The organism is Streptomyces longisporoflavus (genome assembly GCF_014649775.1).
Taxonomy (GTDB): domain Bacteria; phylum Actinomycetota; class Actinomycetes; order Streptomycetales; family Streptomycetaceae; genus Streptomyces; species Streptomyces longisporoflavus.
The window spans coordinates 14,652-33,356 of record NZ_BMTR01000047.1 but is presented as its reverse complement, the minus strand read 5'-3'; the positions used below and the strand labels follow the sequence as shown (position 1 = coordinate 33,356).

General features: G+C 71.5%; 16 protein-coding genes. 4 read left to right on the top strand and 12 right to left on the bottom strand.

The annotated features are described in order from the left end of the window. The 3 genes from recA to IE226_RS40965 all read right to left on the bottom strand — a co-directional run. The coding region (recA, locus tag IE226_RS40975) for a recombinase RecA (RefSeq protein WP_190086614.1) at positions 1-663 on the bottom strand (663 nt) is incomplete at its 3' end. A gap of 316 nt (positions 664-979) precedes the next feature. Beyond that, entirely contained in the window at positions 980-2,308 is a 1,329-nt protein-coding gene (locus IE226_RS40970) for an AI-2E family transporter (RefSeq protein WP_190086613.1), read from the bottom strand. A gap of 103 nt (positions 2,309-2,411) precedes the next feature. Continuing rightward, a complete protein-coding gene (locus IE226_RS40965; protein WP_190086612.1) occupies positions 2,412-2,606 on the bottom strand; it encodes a DUF3046 domain-containing protein in 195 nt (64 codons plus the stop codon). A 79-nt stretch (positions 2,607-2,685) separates the two neighbouring features. Between IE226_RS40965 and IE226_RS40960 the strand changes: the two genes are divergently transcribed. Beyond that, a complete protein-coding gene (locus IE226_RS40960; protein WP_190086611.1) occupies positions 2,686-3,645 on the top strand; it encodes a hypothetical protein in 960 nt (319 codons plus the stop codon). Here the strand turns inward: IE226_RS40960 and IE226_RS40955 are convergent. From IE226_RS40955 to IE226_RS40940, 4 genes are all read right to left on the bottom strand, one after another. Then, the gene (locus IE226_RS40955) at positions 3,616-4,833 is read right to left on the bottom strand and encodes a PucR family transcriptional regulator (RefSeq protein WP_190086610.1); all 1,218 of its coding nucleotides are present in this window, start codon (positions 4,831-4,833) and stop codon (positions 3,616-3,618) included. The genes IE226_RS40960 and IE226_RS40955 overlap by 30 nt on opposite strands. Before the next feature lie 124 nt (positions 4,834-4,957). Beyond that, complete coding sequence (locus IE226_RS40950; protein WP_190086609.1) at positions 4,958-5,266, bottom strand: AzlD domain-containing protein; 309 nt, start codon at positions 5,264-5,266, stop codon at positions 4,958-4,960. Continuing rightward, positions 5,263-6,168: an AzlC family ABC transporter permease gene (locus IE226_RS40945; RefSeq protein WP_190086608.1), complete on the bottom strand. Its 906-nt coding sequence runs from the start codon at positions 6,166-6,168 to the stop codon at positions 5,263-5,265. Before IE226_RS40945 ends, IE226_RS40950 begins: the two co-directional genes overlap by 4 nt. Beyond that, complete coding sequence (locus IE226_RS40940) at positions 6,138-7,031, bottom strand: AraC family transcriptional regulator (RefSeq protein WP_190086607.1); 894 nt, start codon at positions 7,029-7,031, stop codon at positions 6,138-6,140. The genes IE226_RS40945 and IE226_RS40940 overlap by 31 nt, the downstream gene beginning before the upstream one ends. A gap of 79 nt (positions 7,032-7,110) precedes the next feature. Between IE226_RS40940 and IE226_RS40935 the strand changes: the two genes are divergently transcribed. The 3 genes from IE226_RS40935 (at position 7,111) to IE226_RS40925 (ending at position 13,999) form a co-directional block, all read left to right on the top strand. After that, positions 7,111-11,799 (top strand): ATP-dependent helicase, encoded by a 4,689-nt coding sequence (locus IE226_RS40935; RefSeq protein ID WP_190086606.1) that lies wholly within the window; start codon positions 7,111-7,113, stop codon positions 11,797-11,799. Positions 11,800-12,218: 419 nt separating this feature from the next. Further along, positions 12,219-13,019, top strand: coding sequence for an Fpg/Nei family DNA glycosylase (locus IE226_RS40930; RefSeq protein ID WP_190086605.1), 801 nt, complete (start codon positions 12,219-12,221; stop codon positions 13,017-13,019). A 191-nt stretch (positions 13,020-13,210) separates the two neighbouring features. Continuing rightward, positions 13,211-13,999, top strand: coding sequence for an SDR family NAD(P)-dependent oxidoreductase (locus tag IE226_RS40925; protein ID WP_190086604.1), 789 nt, complete (start codon positions 13,211-13,213; stop codon positions 13,997-13,999). Positions 14,000-14,663: 664 nt separating this feature from the next. On the opposite strand, the gene IE226_RS40920 is transcribed toward IE226_RS40925, so the two are convergent. The 5 genes from IE226_RS40920 to rimO form a co-directional block, all read right to left on the bottom strand. Further along, positions 14,664-15,134, bottom strand: coding sequence for a Dps family protein (locus IE226_RS40920; RefSeq protein ID WP_190086603.1), 471 nt, complete (start codon positions 15,132-15,134; stop codon positions 14,664-14,666). Positions 15,135-15,393: 259 nt separating this feature from the next. Continuing rightward, a complete protein-coding gene (locus tag IE226_RS40915) occupies positions 15,394-15,768 on the bottom strand; it encodes a helix-turn-helix domain-containing protein (protein ID WP_135333667.1) in 375 nt (124 codons plus the stop codon). Between the two features lie 109 nt (positions 15,769-15,877). Continuing rightward, entirely contained in the window at positions 15,878-16,489 is a 612-nt protein-coding gene (locus IE226_RS40910; RefSeq protein WP_190086602.1) for a CinA family protein, read from the bottom strand. Continuing rightward, positions 16,486-17,214, bottom strand: coding sequence for a CDP-diacylglycerol--glycerol-3-phosphate 3-phosphatidyltransferase (pgsA, locus tag IE226_RS40905; protein WP_190086601.1), 729 nt, complete (start codon positions 17,212-17,214; stop codon positions 16,486-16,488). Before pgsA ends, IE226_RS40910 begins: the two co-directional genes overlap by 4 nt. Then, on the bottom strand, positions 17,211-18,704 hold the full coding sequence (rimO, locus tag IE226_RS40900) for a 30S ribosomal protein S12 methylthiotransferase RimO (protein ID WP_190086600.1): 1,494 nt from the start codon (positions 18,702-18,704) through the stop codon (positions 17,211-17,213). The genes pgsA and rimO overlap by 4 nt, the downstream gene beginning before the upstream one ends. Position 18,705: the final 1 nt, after the last annotated feature.

Genomic DNA, 18,705 nt, shown 5'->3' with positions numbered 1-18,705 from the left:
CACCGAGGCGTAGAACTTCAGCGCACGGCCACCGGTCGTGGTCTCCGGCGAGCCGAACATCACGCCGATCTTCTCGCGCAGCTGGTTGATGAAGATCGCTGTGGTCTTGGACTGGTTGAGCGCGCTGGTGATCTTCCGGAGCGCCTGGCTCATCAGGCGGGCCTGCAGACCCACGTGCGAGTCGCCCATCTCGCCCTCGATTTCCGCGCGCGGCACCAGGGCCGCGACGGAGTCGATGACGATCAGGTCGAGCGCGCCGGAGCGGACCAGCATGTCGACGATCTCCAGAGCCTGCTCGCCGTTGTCCGGCTGGGACAGGATCAGGTTGTCGATGTCGACGCCCAGCTTCTTCGCATACTCGGGGTCGAGTGCGTGCTCGGCGTCCACGAAGGCGACGGCGCCGCCCGCGCGCTGTGCGTTCGCCACGGCGTGCAGCGTCAGCGTCGTCTTACCGGAGGACTCCGGTCCGTACACCTCCACCACACGGCCGCGCGGGATGCCGCCGACGCCGAGCGCGACGTCGAGCGCGGTCGATCCCGTGGGGATGACCTCGATGGGGTCGTTCGGCCGCTCGCCCATGCGCATCACTGCGCCCTTGCCGAATTGCCGTTCAATCTGTGCGAGCGCGGCTTCGAGCGCCTTCTCGCGGTCGGTTCCTGCCATGGGTTCCACCCGATTTGCTTGTGTCGATCGCTTCACGTCAATGACGCTAGCGCCTGCCACTGACAATCCGCCCCGACAGCCGTCCGGCCTGTGGATAACTCGGGGCGACCGCCCCGCCGAAAACCGCCGGAGCCCCAGGGATCCCCCCGCGAAAATCCGGGGAAAACGCCGCCAGGCAACCCATAAGAATGGATGTTCGATTTTGGTGTCAAGCGCACCACGCGGCACCACCGAGAGTACGAAAGGGACCGGTCCGCCGGGCGTTCATCGGTCTTCCGACCCTCCGTGCCGCGCCTTCCGTCCCTCTTTGCCTCGCCTACCGACGCTCGCCCGGCCCCGGCCCGGAACCGTCGCCGGAAGCCGTGTCAGGGCTCGCGCCCGAGGCCTCCTCCGCCGCGATCTCGGCCTCCGAACGAGCCCCCGGATGGTTCGGCCCGCGCATGGCACGCCGCATGCGCGTGAGGAGGGACACCCCGCCCTTGCGCCGGTGACCGTGGACGCGCGGGTCGTCCGTGACGTCGTACCGCTTCACGTAGGCCCCCAGGAACGCCTGCAGGGTCGCGATCGCCGGGATGGAGATCAGGGCGCCGACCGCACCGAGGAGTGCCGTGCCCGCGATGACCGACCCGAAGGCGACCGCCGGGTGGATGTCGACGCTCTTGGCGGTGAGCTTGGGCTGCAGGACGTAGTTCTCGAACTGCTGGTAGACCACCACGAAGATCAGCACCCACAGCGCGTACCAGGGATCGACCGTGAAGGCGATCAACATCGGCAGCGCACCCGCCAGATACGTGCCGATGGTGGGGATGAACTGCGAGACCAGGCCGACCCACACCGCGAGCACGGGCGCGTACGGCACGCCCAGGAACTGCAGCAGGATGTAGTGCGCGACTCCGGAGATCAGCGCCATCAGACCGCGCGAGTAGAGATAGCCGCCGGTCTTGTCGACCGCGATCTCCCAGGCACGGAGCACCTCGGCCTGCCGGGTGGGTGGCAGCACCGAGCAGAGCGCGCGCCGCAGCCGTGGTCCGTCGGCCGCGAAGTAGAACGAGAACAGCATGACCGTAAGGAGCTGGAAGAGGCCGCCCAGAACCTGCGCCGACACGTCCAGGACGCCGCTGGCGCTGTTCTGCACGTACTTCTGCAGCCAGTCCGAGTGGACCAGGCTGTCCTGGATCTCGACCCGCGAGAGCTCCGTGTGGAAGGTCTGGTTGATCCAGCTGATGACGTCGTCGAGGTACTCGGGGAAGTCCTCGACCATGTCCACGATCTGGCCCGCGAGCATCGAGCCCATGAGCGTGATGAAACCGGCGCTCGCGATCAGGACGCCGAGGAAGACCAGGAAGGTGGCGAAGCCCCTGCGCAACCCCCGCGCGGCCATCCAGCTCACCGCGGGCTCGACCGCCAGCGCCAGGAAGAACGCGATCAGGATGTTGATCAGCAGCCCGGTCAGTTGATGGAAGGCCCAACTGCCCAGCTGGAAACAGGCGATGAGCGCGAGGGCAAGCACCATGGCGCGCGGCAGCCAGCGCGGCATACTGGCGGCCCTCCCGGTCGCCGCCCCGTTCGGAGGCTGTGCGGGCGGCGTTGTGCCGAGTGGAGCTGCGTCCTGAGTGACCTGCGCGGTCTCGTCTGTCGATGCCACGAGGTCAGTCTCGCCCACGCCACCGACATTCAGCCGCCGCCCCCGCGTCTTCGCGACCGACGGTGCCGGGGCAGACCGCGCGCGGGAGGTGAACTGTCCGCCGTCAGCGCATGTCGGCCGGTACGTCCATCGCCGCGCACACGGCGCGCCAGACGTCCTTGGCGTCCCAGCCCGCGTCCAGTGCCTCATGCACGGTGCGCCCGCCGAGCTCCGCCATCACGTGATCGCGAGCGAACGAGTCCGCGTACCCCTCTCCGAAGTGGGCAGCCATCCGCTCCCAGAAAATCGTCAACCGCATGCCTCCAGTATCACGCCCTTGGGAGTGCAGCCCGACGCGAGGGGCTCACCGAAGGCGCTTTCCGGCCTACGGTCTGTGCATGGCCGAAACCGGAGCATCCCCGCACGCCGCGCCCTCACCGGTCGCACGCGCCGAGCACTTCGTCTGGCTCACCGCACGCGTCCTCGAGCAGCGGCGTTTCGCGTACCACTTCCTGAGCGCCACGGGCGGGGGTGCCGGGCCCGACCCGCTGGCCGACGCGGTCGAGAGCGCCCTGGCCGCGTACGGCACCGGGGACGGCGGGTACGGATATGCGCTCGAACCGGATCTGCGCGGCCCCGTGAGCCAGCCCCTGCACGTCGGGCACGCACTGCGCGTCCTGGACTCCATCCGACGCTGCGGCGGGCAGCGGGCGGAGCGGGTGTGCCGCTATCTGACCTCGGTTTCGACGTCCGACGGCGCGCTTCCGGCGATCCGTCCGAGTCAGCGCGGCTACCCCTCGGCCCCCTTCGTGCCCGTGGTGGACGACCCGCCGAGCGAACTCCTGGCCACCGGCCCCGTAGTGGGCCTTTTGCACCGCAACGAGGTCTGGCACGCCTGGCTGTTCAGGGCCACCGACTTCTGCTGGGCCGCCGTCGAGTCCCTCGAGAAGTCCCATCCGTACGAGATCCATGCGGCCGTCGCGTTCCTCGACGGGGCGCCCGACCGCCCGCGCGCGGAGGCGGCCGCCGACCGCCTCGGCAGGATCGTCCGGGAGCAGCGTCTCGTGGCGCTCGATCCCGGGGAGCTGGACGCGTATCCCGTGGCGCCCGGCTACGCCCCGGGTGAGCACCACTTCGCGCACGACTACGCGAAGGCTCCCGAGTCGCTCGCGCGCGCGTGGTTCACCGATGAGGAGATGACGCGCTCCCTGGACTTCCTCGAGCAGGAGCAACAGGAGGACGGCGGCTGGCCCGTTCGCTGGCGGCAGTGGGCGCCTGGCAGCGCCCTCGAAGCGCGCCCGATCGTCACCATCGAGGCGCTGCGCACGCTACGGGCGTACGGGCGGCCCATCTCCTGAGCACGGCCCCTCTCCGGAGGAGGCCGCTTCCGACTCTCTCAACAGCAGCGCCGCGATGGCCAGCGCCGTGCCGCGCGGCGCCGACAGGTCGATGCCGGTGCGTTCGCCGATCTTCGCGAGACGGTTGTCGACGGTGTTGGGATGCAGGCCGAGGGCGGCGGCGGTCGCCCTGCGTTCCTGCTGATGGGCGAGGTGGACGCGCAGCGTCTCCAGAAGCTCGGGACGGTCGGCGACCGGGTCGAGCAGCGCGGAGATGAGGTGGCTGCTCTCGTTGCGGCGGGAGAGGTGGTACTCCAGCAGCACGTCGTCCATGCGGTGCAGTCCGGGAGGCATCCCGCACGCGCGCGTGATGCGCAGTATCTCGGTCGCGGTACGGGCCGCGTCGGTCACGGCTTCGGGCCTCGCGGCGTCCACGGCGGCCACCCGTACGGGAAGGTCGCAGGCCTTGCTGAGGCGGCGCGGCAGGTCCTCGGGCGGCCGGCACTCCTTGGGCACGACGACCCGCCCGCCACCGGCCTCCAGAAGGGCAAGCACCTCCACGCCGAAGGCGCGGTCCAGGGCGGTCTGTACGCGCCGCAGCCGCCGCCGCACCGCCACGGGCCCTTCGGCCGGCGCCCCGTCGAGGCCGATCGCGAGGACGAGCGCGGGCCCGGTCATGCGCAGTTGGTCGAGGAGCGTATGGCCGGGCGGCACCATCCCGTCGAGCAGCCCGCGGACCAGCGAACTGCGCTCGGCTCGCTGTTCGGCTTCCAGGGCGGAGCGCTCGTCCAGGTAGGTCTCGGCCACGGTCCCGACGATGGCGGAGTGCGATTGCAGCAGCACGTCCACCAGTTCCAGGAGGGCCGCTTCCTCGCCGGGACGCGCCACGTCGCGCAGCGCCTGCCACAGGACGTAGACACCCACAGCGTGCGTACGCAGCAGCAAGTGCAGCGGCATGCCCTCTTCCGCGCGCTGTGCGGCCCGCTCGCGGAAGAGGCGGTGGCTGGCGGACTGACCGGTGACGCGGCGCAGGAAGAGGCGCACTCCATGGCGGGCGGTCGCCGCCATCTCCACGTCCTTCACGTCGTCGGGGAGCTCGGCGTATCCGGGCAGTTCCTCGAACGATCCGCGGGTCATCCTGCGGGCCAGTTCATTGACCCCGGGCTCACAGCGCGCCGCGAGGGCCCTGGCTTCGGAGGACAGCGGCATGGTGTCTCCTCTCCGGGGGCGGGCCGCGCTGGTGACGCGCCACATTACCCACGGGACCTGTACACGACGGGATCGGGTGTTCGAGGCCGCGGAGAGGCAAGGGGAGGCAAGGGGAGACAAACGGTCAGCCCGTGAGCGCGCGCACCCCCGCGGTGACGACCACGGCAGCCGCGATGACGACCAGGAACGGGGCACGCATCAGCAGCGCCACGGCAGCGGCCGCGAGGCCCGCGGCCTTCGCGTCGAGCTGCAGGACCCGTCCGTCGGCGAAGGCCTGCTGAGCCGTGAGGGCGGCCAGCAGTGCCACGGGCAGCAGGGCGGCCATGCGCTTCACGAGCGGACGTTCCAGGGCGCCCACGGGTACCAGCAGGCCCGCGAGCTTGACGAGGTAACAACCGACGACGGTCACGCCGATCGCGATCCAGATGTTCACCGGTCCCCCTTCTGCGCCTCGTCGGGGCGTGCGTTCTGCGCCTCGTTGGGAGGTGCGTCGTCGTCGGCGCCTGCCTCGGTGACGCGCTTGGCCGCGCTTCTGCGGCCCTCTACGTAGAGCACGACCGGCGCCGCGAGCGCGGCCACCAGGACCGGCACTCCGGCGGGAAGCACGGGCAGCAGGCCGAGCCCCGCGACGACCGCGATCGCCGCCACGGCCCGCTCCGTGGTCGTACGCAGCATCGGCGCGAGGAGTGCCAGGAAGACCGCGGGCCCCGCGGCGTCGAGCCCCCACACATCGGTGTCGCCGATGGCCTCGGCGCCGAGCGCGCCGAGCAGCGTGGTGAGGTTCCACAACAGGTAGAGGCTCAGTCCGGTGACCGTGAAGCCGATGCGGGCCGAGCGCCGGGTCGGCTGTGCGAGAGAGACGGCGGTGGTCTCGTCGATGACCCAGTGCGCGGCGAACGGGCGCACCGCGCGCGGGAGGGCCAGTAGCTGCGAGAGCCGCAGTCCGTAGAACGCGTTGCGTACGCCGAGGAAGAAGGCGCCGGCTGCGGCGGTGAACGGGTTTCCGCCGCCTGCGAGCGCTCCGACCAGCGCGAACTGCGAGGCGCCGGTGAAGACCAGCAGGCTGAGCGCACAGGTCTGCAGCACGGTGAGGCCGCTGCCCGCCGAGGTCACTCCGAAGGCGAAGCCGGAGAGTCCGACGGCGACCCCGACGCCGAGGGCGTCGCGGACCACGGCGGAATCGGGCTTCTCCGGAGTGCGGTCGCCCGTCGTCTCTGCCGGGAGCTCTGCTGCCTTGTCCGCCGGGAGGCCTGCTGCCCCGTCCGTCGGGAGGCCTGCTGTCGTGTCTGCCGGGAGACCGGCTCTTATGTCTGCGGGTGTCGTCTGTTCTGCCACACACCGGACGGTACGAGCAGGGCCGACTCCCGGTCTTGTACGTTCTTGCGCTCGCGCTGGTAGGCCCCCGGCGGCACCCCGACGATCCTCCCGAAGTGCCGGTTGAGGTGTGGCTGGTCGGTGAAGCCCACGGCGACGGCCGCCTCCGCGGGCGCCGTCCCCGCGTCCAGGAGACGCCGTGCGGCACGCACGCGCGCGTCGATGAGCCATGTGTGCGGGGGCATCCCGTACACCTCGCGGAAGGCCCTCAGCAGGGCGAACGAGCCCACTCCCAGTTCGGCCGCGAGCCGCTGAAGGCTCGGTGGGTCGGCAAGACGCTCCTCCAGGACCTCACGCGCGCGTGCCGCGTTCCTCGCGCCCGCCGTGCGCACGGCACGCTGCGGCAGCGGCCCCCCGTTCAACCGGAGCAGCCGGGTCACGGCCACCCGCAGCAGCGTGTCGGCGGCGAGCGCGTTGCCCTCCTCGGCAGCCCCCAGCACCCGGTGGACGAGAGACACGGCGTACGGATCCTCGAAGACCGGACGGACGAAGCCCGGGGCCCCCCGAATGGCGGTGGTCTCGGCGGCGATGGCGGCGACCAGATCCGGCGACGGATAGACCACCCCGTACCGCCATCCGCCGGGTCCGCCGGCCCGGCCCGTGTGCATGGTGTCGGGATTGACCAAGGCGAGGGTCCCCGGCCCGGCATGCTGTTCGGCTCCGCCGTGCCGGAAGACGTCGACGCCTTCGGCGATCGCGGCGATCACGAAGTGCTCGTGGGTGTGCCGTACGAACGTCTTGCTGATGTAGTGGGCACGCAGCAGGTCGACCCCCGGCAGCTCCGCGTACCGCCAGTGCCTCGCCTGTTCCGCCGAACCTGCCATGACCCCATTCTGCGTCAGCCACGCAAACCCTTTTCCGCAGGTCGGCGCAGTTGTCAGTGGCGAGGTGCACGATGGGGTCATGGTCAGGTCCGCACCCAGTGCCCACAGTGCCCTTGACGGGTTCTCCCCCGCGACCCGCAGCTGGTTCACGGGGGCCTTCTCCGCGCCCACGTCCGCGCAGGCCGGGGCGTGGAAGGCAATCGGCGAGGGCTCGGACGTGCTGGTCGTCGCGCCCACCGGCTCGGGCAAGACGCTGGCCGCCTTCCTCGCGGCCCTCGACCAGCTGGCCTCGACCCCGCCGCCCGCCGACCCCAAGAAGCGCTGCCGCGTGCTGTACGTGTCTCCGCTCAAGGCCCTCGCGGTCGACGTGGAGCGCAACCTGCGCAGCCCGCTGACCGGCATCCGCCAGGAGTCCGTGCGCCTCGGGCGCCCCGAACCGGAAGTGCGGGTCGGCATCCGTTCCGGCGACACCCCGCCCGCCGAGCGCCGTGCCCTGTCCACGCGCCCGCCGGACATCCTGATCACCACACCCGAGTCGCTCTTCCTGATGCTCACCTCCGCCGCGAGGGACGCGCTGACGGGCATCGAGACGGTGATCCTGGACGAGGTGCACGCCGTCGCGGGCACGAAGCGCGGCGCGCATCTCGCCCTCTCCCTGGAGCGGCTCGACGAACTTCTGCCCAGGCCCGCCCGCCGCATCGGCCTGTCGGCGACGGTCCGTCCGGTGGACGAGGTGGCGCGCTATCTGTCCCCGCAGCGCAGGGTGGAGATCGTCCAGCCGCCGTCCGGCAAGGAGTTCGACCTCTCGGTGGTCGTCCCGGTCGAGGATCTCGGGGAGCTGGGCGGTTCCCCGGCCGCCGACTCCGACCAGGGCGCGGAGCGTCCCTCGATCTGGCCGCACGTCGAGGAGCGCATCACCGACCTCGTCCAGGCGCACCGCTCGACGATCGTTTTCGCCAACTCACGCCGCCTCGCGGAGCGCCTGTGCAACAGGCTGAACGAGATCGCGTACGAACGCGCGACGGGAGAACCCCTCCCCGAGGACCACTCTCCCGCGGAGCTGATGGCCGAGTCGGGCGCGGCCAAGGGCGCCCCGCCGGTCCTCGCCCGGGCCCACCACGGCTCGGTCTCCAAGGAGCAGCGCGCGCTCGTCGAGGAGGACCTGAAGGCAGGCCGCCTGCCCGCCGTCGTCGCCACGTCCAGCCTGGAGCTCGGCATCGACATGGGCGCGGTCGACCTCGTGGTCCAGGTCGAGTCACCGCCCTCCGTTGCCTCCGGGCTGCAGCGGGTCGGCCGCGCGGGACACCAGGTGGGCGCGGTCTCCACCGGCGTCGTCTTCCCCAAGTACCGGGGGGACCTGGTGCAGGCCGCCGTGGTCACCGAACGGATGCGGACCGGCTCCATCGAGTCGCTGCGTATCCCGGCCAACCCCCTGGACGTCCTTGCGCAGCAGCTCGTCGCGACGGTCTCCCTCGACACCTGGCAGGTCGACGACCTCCTTGCCCTGGTCCGCCGGGCCGCCTCCTTCGCCTCGCTCCCCGAGTCGGCGTTCACGGCGGTCCTGGACATGCTCGCGGGCCGCTATCCGTCCGACGCCTTCGCCGAATTGCGCCCCCGTGTCGTCTGGGACCGCGTCGCCGGGACCGTCACCGGGCGCCCCGGCGCGCAGCGCCTCGCGGTCACCTCCGGAGGCACGATTCCCGACCGGGGCCTCTTCGGGGTCTTCCTCGCCGGCGCCGACCCCAAGAAGGGCGGAGGCCGCGTCGGAGAGCTCGACGAGGAGATGGTCTACGAATCGCGGGTGGGTGATGTCTTCACGCTCGGCACCAGTTCCTGGCGCATCGAGGACATCACCCGCGACCGCGTGCTCGTCTCCCCCGCCCCCGGCGTCCCCGGACGGCTCCCCTTCTGGAAGGGCGACCAGCTGGGCCGCCCGCTCGAACTGGGCCGTGCCGTGGGCGCGTTCCTCCGGGAGGTCAGCTCCCTGACACGCGACGACGCGCGCGTGCGCCTGCAGTCCGCGGGCCTCGACGACTGGGCGGCCGACAATGTCCTGACGTACCTCGCCGAACAGCGTGAGGCCTGCGGCCACATCCCGGACGACCGCACGATCGTCGTCGAGCGGTTCCGCGACGAGCTGGGCGACTGGCGGGTCGTGGTGCACTCCCCGTTCGGCGCGCAGGTGCACGCGCCCTGGGCCCTCGCGCTCGCCTCCAGGCTGACCGAGCGGTATGGCATGGACGCCCAGGTCATGCACGCCGACGACGGCATCGTGCTGCGCCTGCCCGACGCCGACCTCATGAGCCTGGATCTGCTCGACCAGGAGCCCACCGACCAACCCCCAGGGTACGACAACGAACAGGCGCCCGTAGGAGCCGGAGACGTCGCCTTCGACAAGGGCGAGGTCAACCAGATCGTCACCGACCAGGTGGGCGGCTCCGCCCTGTTCGCCTCCCGCTTCCGCGAGTGTGCCGCCCGCGCGCTGCTGCTGCCCCGCCGCAGCCCCGGAAAGCGCACCCCCCTGTGGCAGCAGCGCCAGCGCGCCGCACAACTGCTCCAAGTGGCCAGCGAGTTCGGGTCGTTCCCCATCGTCCTGGAAGCGATCAGGGAGTGCCTCCAGGACGTCTTCGACGTCCCCGGCCTCACGGAACTGATGGGCGACATCGAGTCCCGCAAGGTCCGCCTCGTCGAGGTCACCACCCCCGAGCCGTCCCCCTTCGCCCGCTCGCTGCTGTTCGGCTATGTCGCGCAGTTCCTGTACGAGGGCGACTCGCCGCTCGCCGAGCGGCGCGCCGCCGCCCTCTCCCTCGACTCCCGGCTGCTCTCCGAGCTCCTCGGCCAGGCAGAGCTGCGCGAACTGCTCGACGCCGAGGTCCTCGCGGAACTGGAGCAGGAACTCCAGTGGCGCACGGAGGACCGCCGCATCAAGGACGCCGAAGGCGTCGCCGACCTGCTGCGCCTCCTCGGGCCGCTCACCGACGCCGAGCTGGCCGAGCGCGGCGGAGAGCCGGAGTGGGCGCAGGAGCTTGCCGCCGCCCGCCGCGCGATCCAGGTCCGCATCGCCGGGACCGACCACTGGGCGGCGATCGAGGACGCGGGCCGCCTGCGCGACGCGCTCGGCACCGCGCTGCCGGTCGGTGTCCCCGAGGCGTTCACCGAGCCGGTCAAGGACCCCCTCGGCGACCTCATCGCCCGGTTCGCGCGCACGCACGGCCCCTTCACCTCCGCCACGGCCGCAGCCCGCTTCGGCCTCGGCGCGGCGGTCACCGAAGGCGCGCTGCAACGCCTTGCCGCGGCAGGACGTGTCGTACAAGGAGAGTTCCATCCGGCGGGCATCGGCCAGGAGTGGTGCGACGCGGCCGTCCTTCGCCGTCTGCGCCGCCGCTCCCTGGCAGCCCTCCGGCACGAACTGGAGCCGGTGCCGCCCGCCGCGCTCGCCCAGTTCCTGCCCCAGTGGCAGCACTTGAGCGGGCACGGGCTGCGCGGCCTTGACGGGCTGGTGCGCGCCATCGAGCAATTGCAGGGAGCGACGGTTCCCGCGTCCGCGCTGGAGAAGCTCGTACTGCCCTCCCGCGTCTCCGGATACGCCCCGGCGATGCTCGACGAGCTCACGGCGGCCGGCGAGGTGGTGTGGGCCGGGTCCGGTTCCCTGCCGGGCAAGGACGGCTGGGTCTCCCTGTATCTCGCCGACGCGGCGCCCCTGCTTCTGCCGCAGGCCCACCCTCTGGAGCTCACCGCGCTCCACCAGTCGGTCCTCGACACCCTCTCCGGGGGGTACGGCCTGTTCTTCCGGCAGATCGCCGACCAGATCCGTGCCACCACCCACCCCGAGGCCTCCGACCTCCAACTGGCCGACGTGATCTGGGACCTGGCCTGGTCCGGACGGCTCACGAACGACACGCTCGGCCCGATGCGCTCGCTCCTCGGCTCGGGCCGCACCGCGGGCTCCACCGCCCACCGTGCCAAGCGCAGCGTCCCGCGCGGGCGCTACGGAACACTCTCGGCCGCCGCCCGCCCCACCTCGCGTACGGGCCCGCCGACCGTCGCGGGCCGCTGGTCGCTGCTCCCCGCCCACGAGCCCGACCCCACACTGCGCGCCCACGCCCTGGCCCGCACCCTCCTGGACCGGCACGGTGTGGTCACGCGCGGGGCGGTCGCCGCCGAGGGAGTCGAGGGCGGCTTCTCGGCGACGTATCGCGTCCTGTCCGCCTTCGAGGACAGCGGACAAGCGCGGCGCGGTTATGTCGTCGAGGGACTCGGCGCCGCCCAGTTCGCCATGGACGGCGCGGTCGACCGACTGCGTGCGGCGGCGAACGCCCGCGAGCGCACGGACAGTTCACCGTCCGCCATGAACTACTCCCCGCGCTCTTCGGACAACCAGGCCCTCGTCCTGGCCGCCGCCGACCCGGCCAACGCCTACGGAGCCGCGCTCCCCTGGCCCGACCCGCCCACCGACGCGGGCCACAAGCCGGGCCGCAAGGCAGGCTCGCTGGTCGTCCTGGTCGACGGCGAACTGACCCTCTACATGGAGCGCGGCGGCAAGTCCCTGCTGGCCTGGCCATCGGCCCCGGAGGACGTGCCCGCCACCGAGGACGCCCGCCTGCAGATGGCCGCCGAAGCCCTCGCCGCGGCGGCCCGAGCGGGTTCACTCGGCACGGTCACGGTCGAGCGCGTCAACGGAGGGTCCTCCCTGACCTCGCCCTTCGCCCCCCTGCTGGAAGGAGCGGGCTTCCACGCCACCCCACGGGGGCTACGCCTGCGCGCGTGACGCGGCTTTGTGCGTCACGCGTGTCGGGCGAGGCCGGGTGTCCGGCCACCCGGTCGCGGGCCGTCTGTCTCGGGCTGGCGAACGGGGGCGTCGCCGCCCGGCGCCTCGTATCCCTTACTCGGGCTGTTGCGTCCGGGCCACCGGGGGCCACCGACTCGCCGGACCGCTGGCAGCCCGGGCTGCCGCGACCACTCCGGCCCACCTCGGCCGCCTCCGCTAACCCAGGCCGCCCGGCCGCCCGGGAGCTGCCCGCAACCCCATTCCAACCCGCGCCCGCGAACCAGCGGGACCATAAGGCAGACCAGGGCCAGCCACCAAGACTCCAACCCACCCCACCATCAGCCTCACCCACACACCCACACACCCGCCCACCCCGCACCTAGCCCCCATCCCGCCCCCGACATGCCACCCTGGACCCCATGCCCGAAGGCGACACGATCTACCAGGCAGCCCGGCGGCTGCACGCCGCCCTCGCCGGGCATATCGTCACGCTCTCCGACCTCCGCGTCCCGAAGCTCGCGACCGTCGACCTCACCGGCCGCACCGTCCTGGACGTCACCCCGCGCGGCAAGCACCTCCTCACGCGCTTCGAGGGCGGGCTCACCCTGCACTCGCACCTCCGCATGGACGGCTCCTGGCGGATCTACAGCCCCGGCGAGCGCTGGAACGGCGGCCCCGCCTACCAGATCAGAGCGATTCTCGGCACCGCCGAGCGCACAGCCGTCGGCTACCGCCTGCCCGTCCTCGAACTCATGCGCACCGCCGACGAGCACAAGGCCGTGGGCCACCTGGGTCCCGATCTCCTGGGCCCCGACTGGGACCCCGAGCCAGCCCTCGGCAATCTCCTCGCGACCCCTGACCGCCCCCTGGGCGAGGCCCTGCTTGACCAGCGCAACCTCGCCGGCATCGGCAACGTCTTCAAGTGCGAGATCTGCTTCCTCCTCGGCGTCTCCCCCTGGCTCCCCGTGGGCGAGCTGCCCGACGAGACGGCCGCGCGCATCCCCGCCCTCTCCAAGAAGCTCCTGGAAGCCAACCGCAACCGCCCGTCGCGCATCACCACCGGCCGCGACCGCCCGGGCCACCGCCTGTACGTCTACGGCCGCGCGCCCCGCCCCTGCCTGCGCTGCGGCACCCCCATCCGTAAGGGCCAGCAGGGCGACGGCTCCCGCGACCGCCCCACCTACTGGTGCCCCACCTGCCAACCGGGCCCGACTTCCTGACCTCCGGCAACCGACGCCCCTCCACCACGAGCCCAGCACTCCCGGCCACACTCTCCAGCCACGCTCCCCGGCCACATTCTCCGGTCACGCTCCCCGGCCGCGCCCCGCGTCCAGCACCCGAGCTCACGCCCCGACGACCAAGGCTCACGCACCAGTTGACGCCCCGTCAGGTCTCGCCGTACCGTCCCGTCATGCCCCTCACGGCGTACGACCTCAGCGGACGCACGGCATTCGTCACCGGCGCGGCCTCCGGAATCGGCCGGGCCTCGGCCGTACTCCTCGCGGAAGCAGGCGCGAGTGTCCACTGCGCCGACCGCGACACCCAGGGGCTCCACGAGACGGCCACGCTCATCAAGGCCGCGGGCGGCACCGCGCACACCCACTACCTGGACGTGGCGGACAGAGCGCAGGTCGAACAGGCCGTCGCGAGCGCCACCGCGGCCACCGGGCGGCTGGACATCATGGCCGCCATCGCCGGAATCATGCACAACAGCCCGGTCCTGGAGACCCGTGACGAGGACCTCGACCGGGTCCTGAGCATCAACTTCAAGGGCGTCCTGTACGCCTGCCAGGCGGCGGCCCGCGCAATGATCACGGCAGCCACCAGCGCGGCCCCCCGCGGCAGCATCATCACCATGGCCTCGGGAGCCGTGGACACCGGCGGCCCCGGCCTCCTCTGTTACGGCGCCGCGAAAGCCGCCGTCGTCCAGCTCACGAAGACCCTAGCCACCGAGGTGGGCCCGCACGGCATACGCGTCAACGCCGTCGCGCCGGGCTGGATCCGTACCCCCATGACCGACCGCCACGACAGCGACGCCCAGGCGCACACCGAGGGCCTCATGATCCGCATGTCCCCGCTGGGCCGCGTCGGCGAGCCGGAGGACATCGCGCACGCCGTACTGCACCTGGCGTCCGACGCGTCCGCCTTCACGACGGGTCAGATCCTCCGCCCGAACGGCGGCGTCGCCATGCCCTGGTGACAGCACCGGCAGCAGACCGGGCGGCAGCCTTACCGGCCTCGCCCGTACGCACCCCGGACCGCCGCGACCACTCCGACCACGGCCGCCACGACCGCCACGACCGCCACGACCACCGCAGCCGCCACCCCCTCGCGCCGTGAGGCTCCCCCGGCGCAGAATCCCGCCGGGCGCGCTCCCTGGCCAGGGCCGCGGCGCTCAGCGCCCGCGATTTCGGGACGCAGTGCACCGGCAACAGACTCAACCCCCACCCCCCGGCCGCGACCGCCCCCTCCAGAACCCCCGCATCGGGCGCGAGCGCCAGCCGCAGCGCGCCCCACCACCAGAGCGCGCCGAGCGCCAGAGCCGGCGCCCACCGCACGACTCTCCATGCCACGGCCACCACCTCCGCACAATCGGGGCCCGCACGGGACCCACCGGCATCGGACGCCGATACAGGCCCGATACCCGAGGCCCGACGCCCGGTCGACGCTAGACGCCCGGCGTGACCGGGCGGGAGGGCGCACCACAGCGCACACGAGGCACGATCACCGCCCCGCTAACCCGTCCGGGCAGCCGAGCACCCGAGCCACCAGTCCCGGCGCGAACCGATCAGCCGCCCTCCCGCGGCGCCCTCACCGCTCTCCACCCCGGAACCGTTCTCCCCCGGAACGCCCAGCGAGCGCGGTCAACCGTTCTCCGCCTGGAACATCCAGTGATGCTTCTCCAGATCGGCCGTGATGCCGATGAAGATGTCCTGGCTGACCGGGTCAGCCTCACCGGTCGCCTCCACCCGCTCCCGCATCCGCGTGATGACCGCTCCGAGCGCTTCCACGAGCGTGCCCACCGCGTCGGCGTCCTTGACCCAGCCGCCGGCGACCTCGCCGATGCCGCTGCTACGCGCCACGGTCCCCGCACGGCCGTCGGGCGAGACACCGAGCGTGGACGCCCGTTCCGCCACCGTGTCGGAGTGCGTCCGCGCCGTGTCCACGACCTCGTCGAGCTGCAGGTGCACGGACCGGAAGCGCGCGCCGACCACGTTCCAGTGGATCTGCTTGGCCACCAGGGAAAGGTCGACCAGGTCCACGAGCGCCCCTTGCAGGGCATCCGAGACCGTCTTCAGATCCGCATCCGACAGAGGACTCTTCACGACATACATGCAACCTCCAAAGATCTTGGGACTCCGTGAGCTAAAATCCCCCACCAAATATGACACAACTGCTCTAATGCGGACATCTCGCAAGCTTTTTTGACGTGGACGCGTCACCACGTAAACCGGCTGCCCCCGAGAACCCCACAAGCCCCGAACCACTGCAACGGACAGAACTGACGGAACGCACGAAAGCCCCGGCCGGTGTTACCCGGCCGGGGCCTCCTCACATCTGAGCGCTCAGACAGCGTGCACAGTCAGCGCAGCATCACGCCGCGACGACGTCCACCGCCTCCGCAGGCGCCTTGATCGTTACCCGTTCCGGCGGCACACCGCTCACCGAGACGGAATTGAGCATCGGGCGAACCGGTGTGCGCACCGGTTCCGTAGCCGCTGCCGACGCAGCCAGTTCGGCGAGAGAGAGCTCATCGCTCACCTCGCGCATGAGCTCGGACATCCGTACGTCAAGCGCGTCGCAGATCGCGGAAAGCAGCTCGGAGGATGCCTCCTTCTGCCCCCGCTCCACCTCGGAAAGATAGCCGAGCGAGACTCGGGCGGACGAGGAGACTTCGCGCAGAGTACGGCCCTGGCGCTGGCGCTGCCGACGCAGCACGTCACCCAACAGGCGACGGAGCAGAATCATCGGTGGCTCCCTCCTCGGACCGCGTAGCCGCATCCTTCACGCCCCACCGTACCGCCTCGCGCGGCGGCCGTGCGGGGAGCGATGTCGTGTTCACTCAGGGCTGCAAACATCAAGTCCCCCCGTTCTGTTCCGTATCCTGTGCCCGCCCATTCCCGGCACGTTCGCCGGACAGCCGCTCGATCAGCAGCCTGAGCACGCTCCGTACACTCTCCATACGAATGTCCGAACGGCCACCGTTCAACCGCAGCGCCGCCACTTTCCCCTCAGAGCGAAGCCCGGAACTTGCCTCGTCGACCGCGAGATCCGGCCTGCCGAAGGCCGAAACAGGCCCGTCGACCGCCACGAAAACGGTCCCGACCGCCTGCCCGTCCTGTGGTTCCGGCCCGGCGACGCCCGTGGTCGCGATACCCCAGTCCGCGCCCATGACCTTGCGCACACCGGCGGCCATCTGCAGCGCCACTTCGGCATCCACGGCGCCGCGCTCCGCCAGCAGAGTGCCGTCGACTCCGAGTACATGCTGCTTCAGCTCGGTCGCGTAAGCCGTCACGGACCCCCGGAAGACCGCAGATGCCCCCGGCACCGCCGTCACCTCGGCGGCCACCAGACCCCCGGTGAGCGACTCGGCGACGGCGAGGGTCTCGCCCCGCGCCTGCAGAAGCCGCAGAACCTCCGCAGCCAACCCTGCCGGCACCACCGCCCCTGCCGACCCCGCCGACGTCATGACGCCGACTCCCGCGCCCCCTCGCCGGAGGCCGCGGCCGACCCGGAGGCCGCTGACGCCGATGCCGCCGCTGCCGCCTCCGCGAGCCCGAGGCGACGCAGCACGATGGCCTGCCGCACATAGTCGAGCCCGGTCAGGACGGTCAGTACGACGGCCACCGCCATCACCCAGAACCGCAGCGTGGCGAGCGGCCCGGTCAGCGCGAGGACGTACATTCCGGCCGCGGTGCCCTGCCAGAGCGTCTTCATCTTGCCGCCGCGACTGGCCGGAATGACACCGAAGCGGATCACCCAGAACCGCAGCAACGTGATTCCGAGCTCACGCCCGAGAATGACGCCCGTCACCCACCAGGGCAGGTCGCCGAGGTAGGAGAGACAGACCAGGGCGGCGCCCATGATCGCCTTGTCGGCGATGGGGTCGGCGATCTTCCCGAAGTCCGTGACCAGGTTGTACGTACGTGCGAGGTGCCCGTCGAACAAGTCCGTGATCATGGCGACGGCGAAGGCCGCCCAGGCCCAGGCGCGCCAGGCCGGGTCGTACCCGCCGTCGGCGAGCAACAGCATCACGAAGCCGGGCACGAGAAGCAGCCGGATCACCGTCAACAAATTGGCGACGTTCCACACGCTGGCCTGATTGACGGCCGCAGCGCCCAACTTTCCGCCGCGCACCGGCTTGGCGCCCTGCGCGCCGGAGCCGCCCGCCGCGGATGCCGGGACTCCGGTCATCTGCGCGCCTCCTCGGCCGGGATCCGGGGCTCGTGCCCGGGGATTTCGCTGTACTCAGCCACCAGGTCCACGCCTTCCGTGCCGACCACCTTTGCCACGACCATACGGCCGACCTGCAGGCCGTCCCCACTCGTGGCGCCCTCCAAGCGGACCTGTCCGTCCGTCTCGGGCGCCTGGTGGGCCGCCCGGCCGATCGCGCCGTCCTCCTCGTCCACGGACTCCACAAGCACCTCGACGGTCTCACCGAGGCGCTCGTCGGCGCGCTGCGAGGTCAGTTCCTCGGCGAGCCGCGAGATGCGCGCGAGCCGCTCGTCGACGACGTCCTGGTCGAGCTTCTTCTCGTACGTCGCCGCTTCCGTGCCCTCCTCGTCGGAGTACCCGAAGACGCCGATGGCGTCCAGCCGCGCACCCGTGAGGAACCGCTCGAGCTCGTCCACGTCGGCCTCGGTCTCGCCGGGGAAGCCCACGATGAAGTTGGACCGCACACCGGCCTGCGGCGCCTTCGTACGGATGGTGTCGAGCAGCTCCAGGAAGCGGTCGGTGTCCCCGAAGCGCCGCATCGCGCGCAGCACGCCGGGGGCGGAGTGCTGGAAGGAGAGGTCGAAGTAGGGGACGACCTTCTCGGTGGAGGTCAGTACGTCGATGAGTCCGGGGCGCATCTCGGCGGGCTGGAGGTAGCTGACGCGCACCCGCTCGATCCCGTCGACGGCCGCCAGCTCGGGCAGCAGCGTCTCCAGGAGCCGGATGTCCCCGAGGTCCTTGCCGTACGAGGTGTTGTTCTCGGAGACGAGCATGACCTCCTTGACGCCCTGCTCGGCCAGCCAGCGCGTCTCGCCGAGCACGTCCGAGGGGCGGCGCGAGATGAAGGACCCGCGGAAGGAGGGGATGGCGCAGAACGAGCAGCGCCGGTCGCAGCCGGAGGCCAGCTTCACCGAGGCGACGGGGCTGGTCCCCAGCCGGCGCCGCAGCGGAGCGCGCGGTCCCGAGGCGGGCGCGAGGCCTTCGGGCAGGTCCACGGGCCCGTGCCCGGGCAGCGCGACGCCGGAGCCGGCCTCCTGCCGCTCCGCGGGGCTGATCGGAAGCAGCTTGCGCCGGTCACGCGGGGTGTGGGCCTCGACGCTGCCGCCACCGAGGATGGTCTGCAGGCGGTTCGAGATGTCGGAGTAGTCGTCGAAGCCGAGGACGCCGTCGGCTTCGGGGAGGGCGTCGGCGAGTTCCTTGCCGTACCGCTCGGCCATGCAGCCGACGGCGACGACGGCCTGGGTCTTGCCATGACCCTTGAGATCATTGGCTTCCAGGAGGGCGTCGACGGAGTCCTTCTTGGCGGCTTCGACGAATCCACAGGTGTTGACTACGGCGACGTCCGCTTCTTCGGCGGCCTCGACGAGCTGCCAGCCGTCCGCCTCCAAGCGGCCTGCGAGCTCCTCCGAGTCCACCTCGTTGCGGGCGCAGCCAAGAGTGACAAGGGCGACGGTGCGGCGTTCGGGCATG

Coding starts and splice junctions, on each gene's coding strand:
- IE226_RS40965 (WP_190086612.1), bottom strand. CDS start 2,606: ATGCGGTTGACGATTTTCTGGGAGCGGATGGCTGCCCACTTCGGAGAG.
- IE226_RS40960 (WP_190086611.1), top strand. CDS start 2,686: ATGGCCGAAACCGGAGCATCCCCGCACGCCGCGCCCTCACCGGTCGCA.
- IE226_RS40955 (WP_190086610.1), bottom strand. CDS start 4,833: ATGCCGCTGTCCTCCGAAGCCAGGGCCCTCGCGGCGCGCTGTGAGCCC.
- IE226_RS40940 (WP_190086607.1), bottom strand. CDS start 7,031: ATGGCAGGTTCGGCGGAACAGGCGAGGCACTGGCGGTACGCGGAGCTG.
- IE226_RS40935 (WP_190086606.1), top strand. CDS start 7,111: ATGGTCAGGTCCGCACCCAGTGCCCACAGTGCCCTTGACGGGTTCTCC.
- IE226_RS40930 (WP_190086605.1), top strand. CDS start 12,219: ATGCCCGAAGGCGACACGATCTACCAGGCAGCCCGGCGGCTGCACGCC.
- IE226_RS40925 (WP_190086604.1), top strand. CDS start 13,211: ATGCCCCTCACGGCGTACGACCTCAGCGGACGCACGGCATTCGTCACC.
- IE226_RS40920 (WP_190086603.1), bottom strand. CDS start 15,134: ATGTATGTCGTGAAGAGTCCTCTGTCGGATGCGGATCTGAAGACGGTC.
- IE226_RS40915 (WP_135333667.1), bottom strand. CDS start 15,768: ATGATTCTGCTCCGTCGCCTGTTGGGTGACGTGCTGCGTCGGCAGCGC.
- IE226_RS40910 (WP_190086602.1), bottom strand. CDS start 16,489: ATGACGTCGGCGGGGTCGGCAGGGGCGGTGGTGCCGGCAGGGTTGGCT.
- pgsA (WP_190086601.1), bottom strand. CDS start 17,214: ATGACCGGAGTCCCGGCATCCGCGGCGGGCGGCTCCGGCGCGCAGGGC.
- rimO (WP_190086600.1), bottom strand. CDS start 18,704: ATGCCCGAACGCCGCACCGTCGCCCTTGTCACTCTTGGCTGCGCCCGC.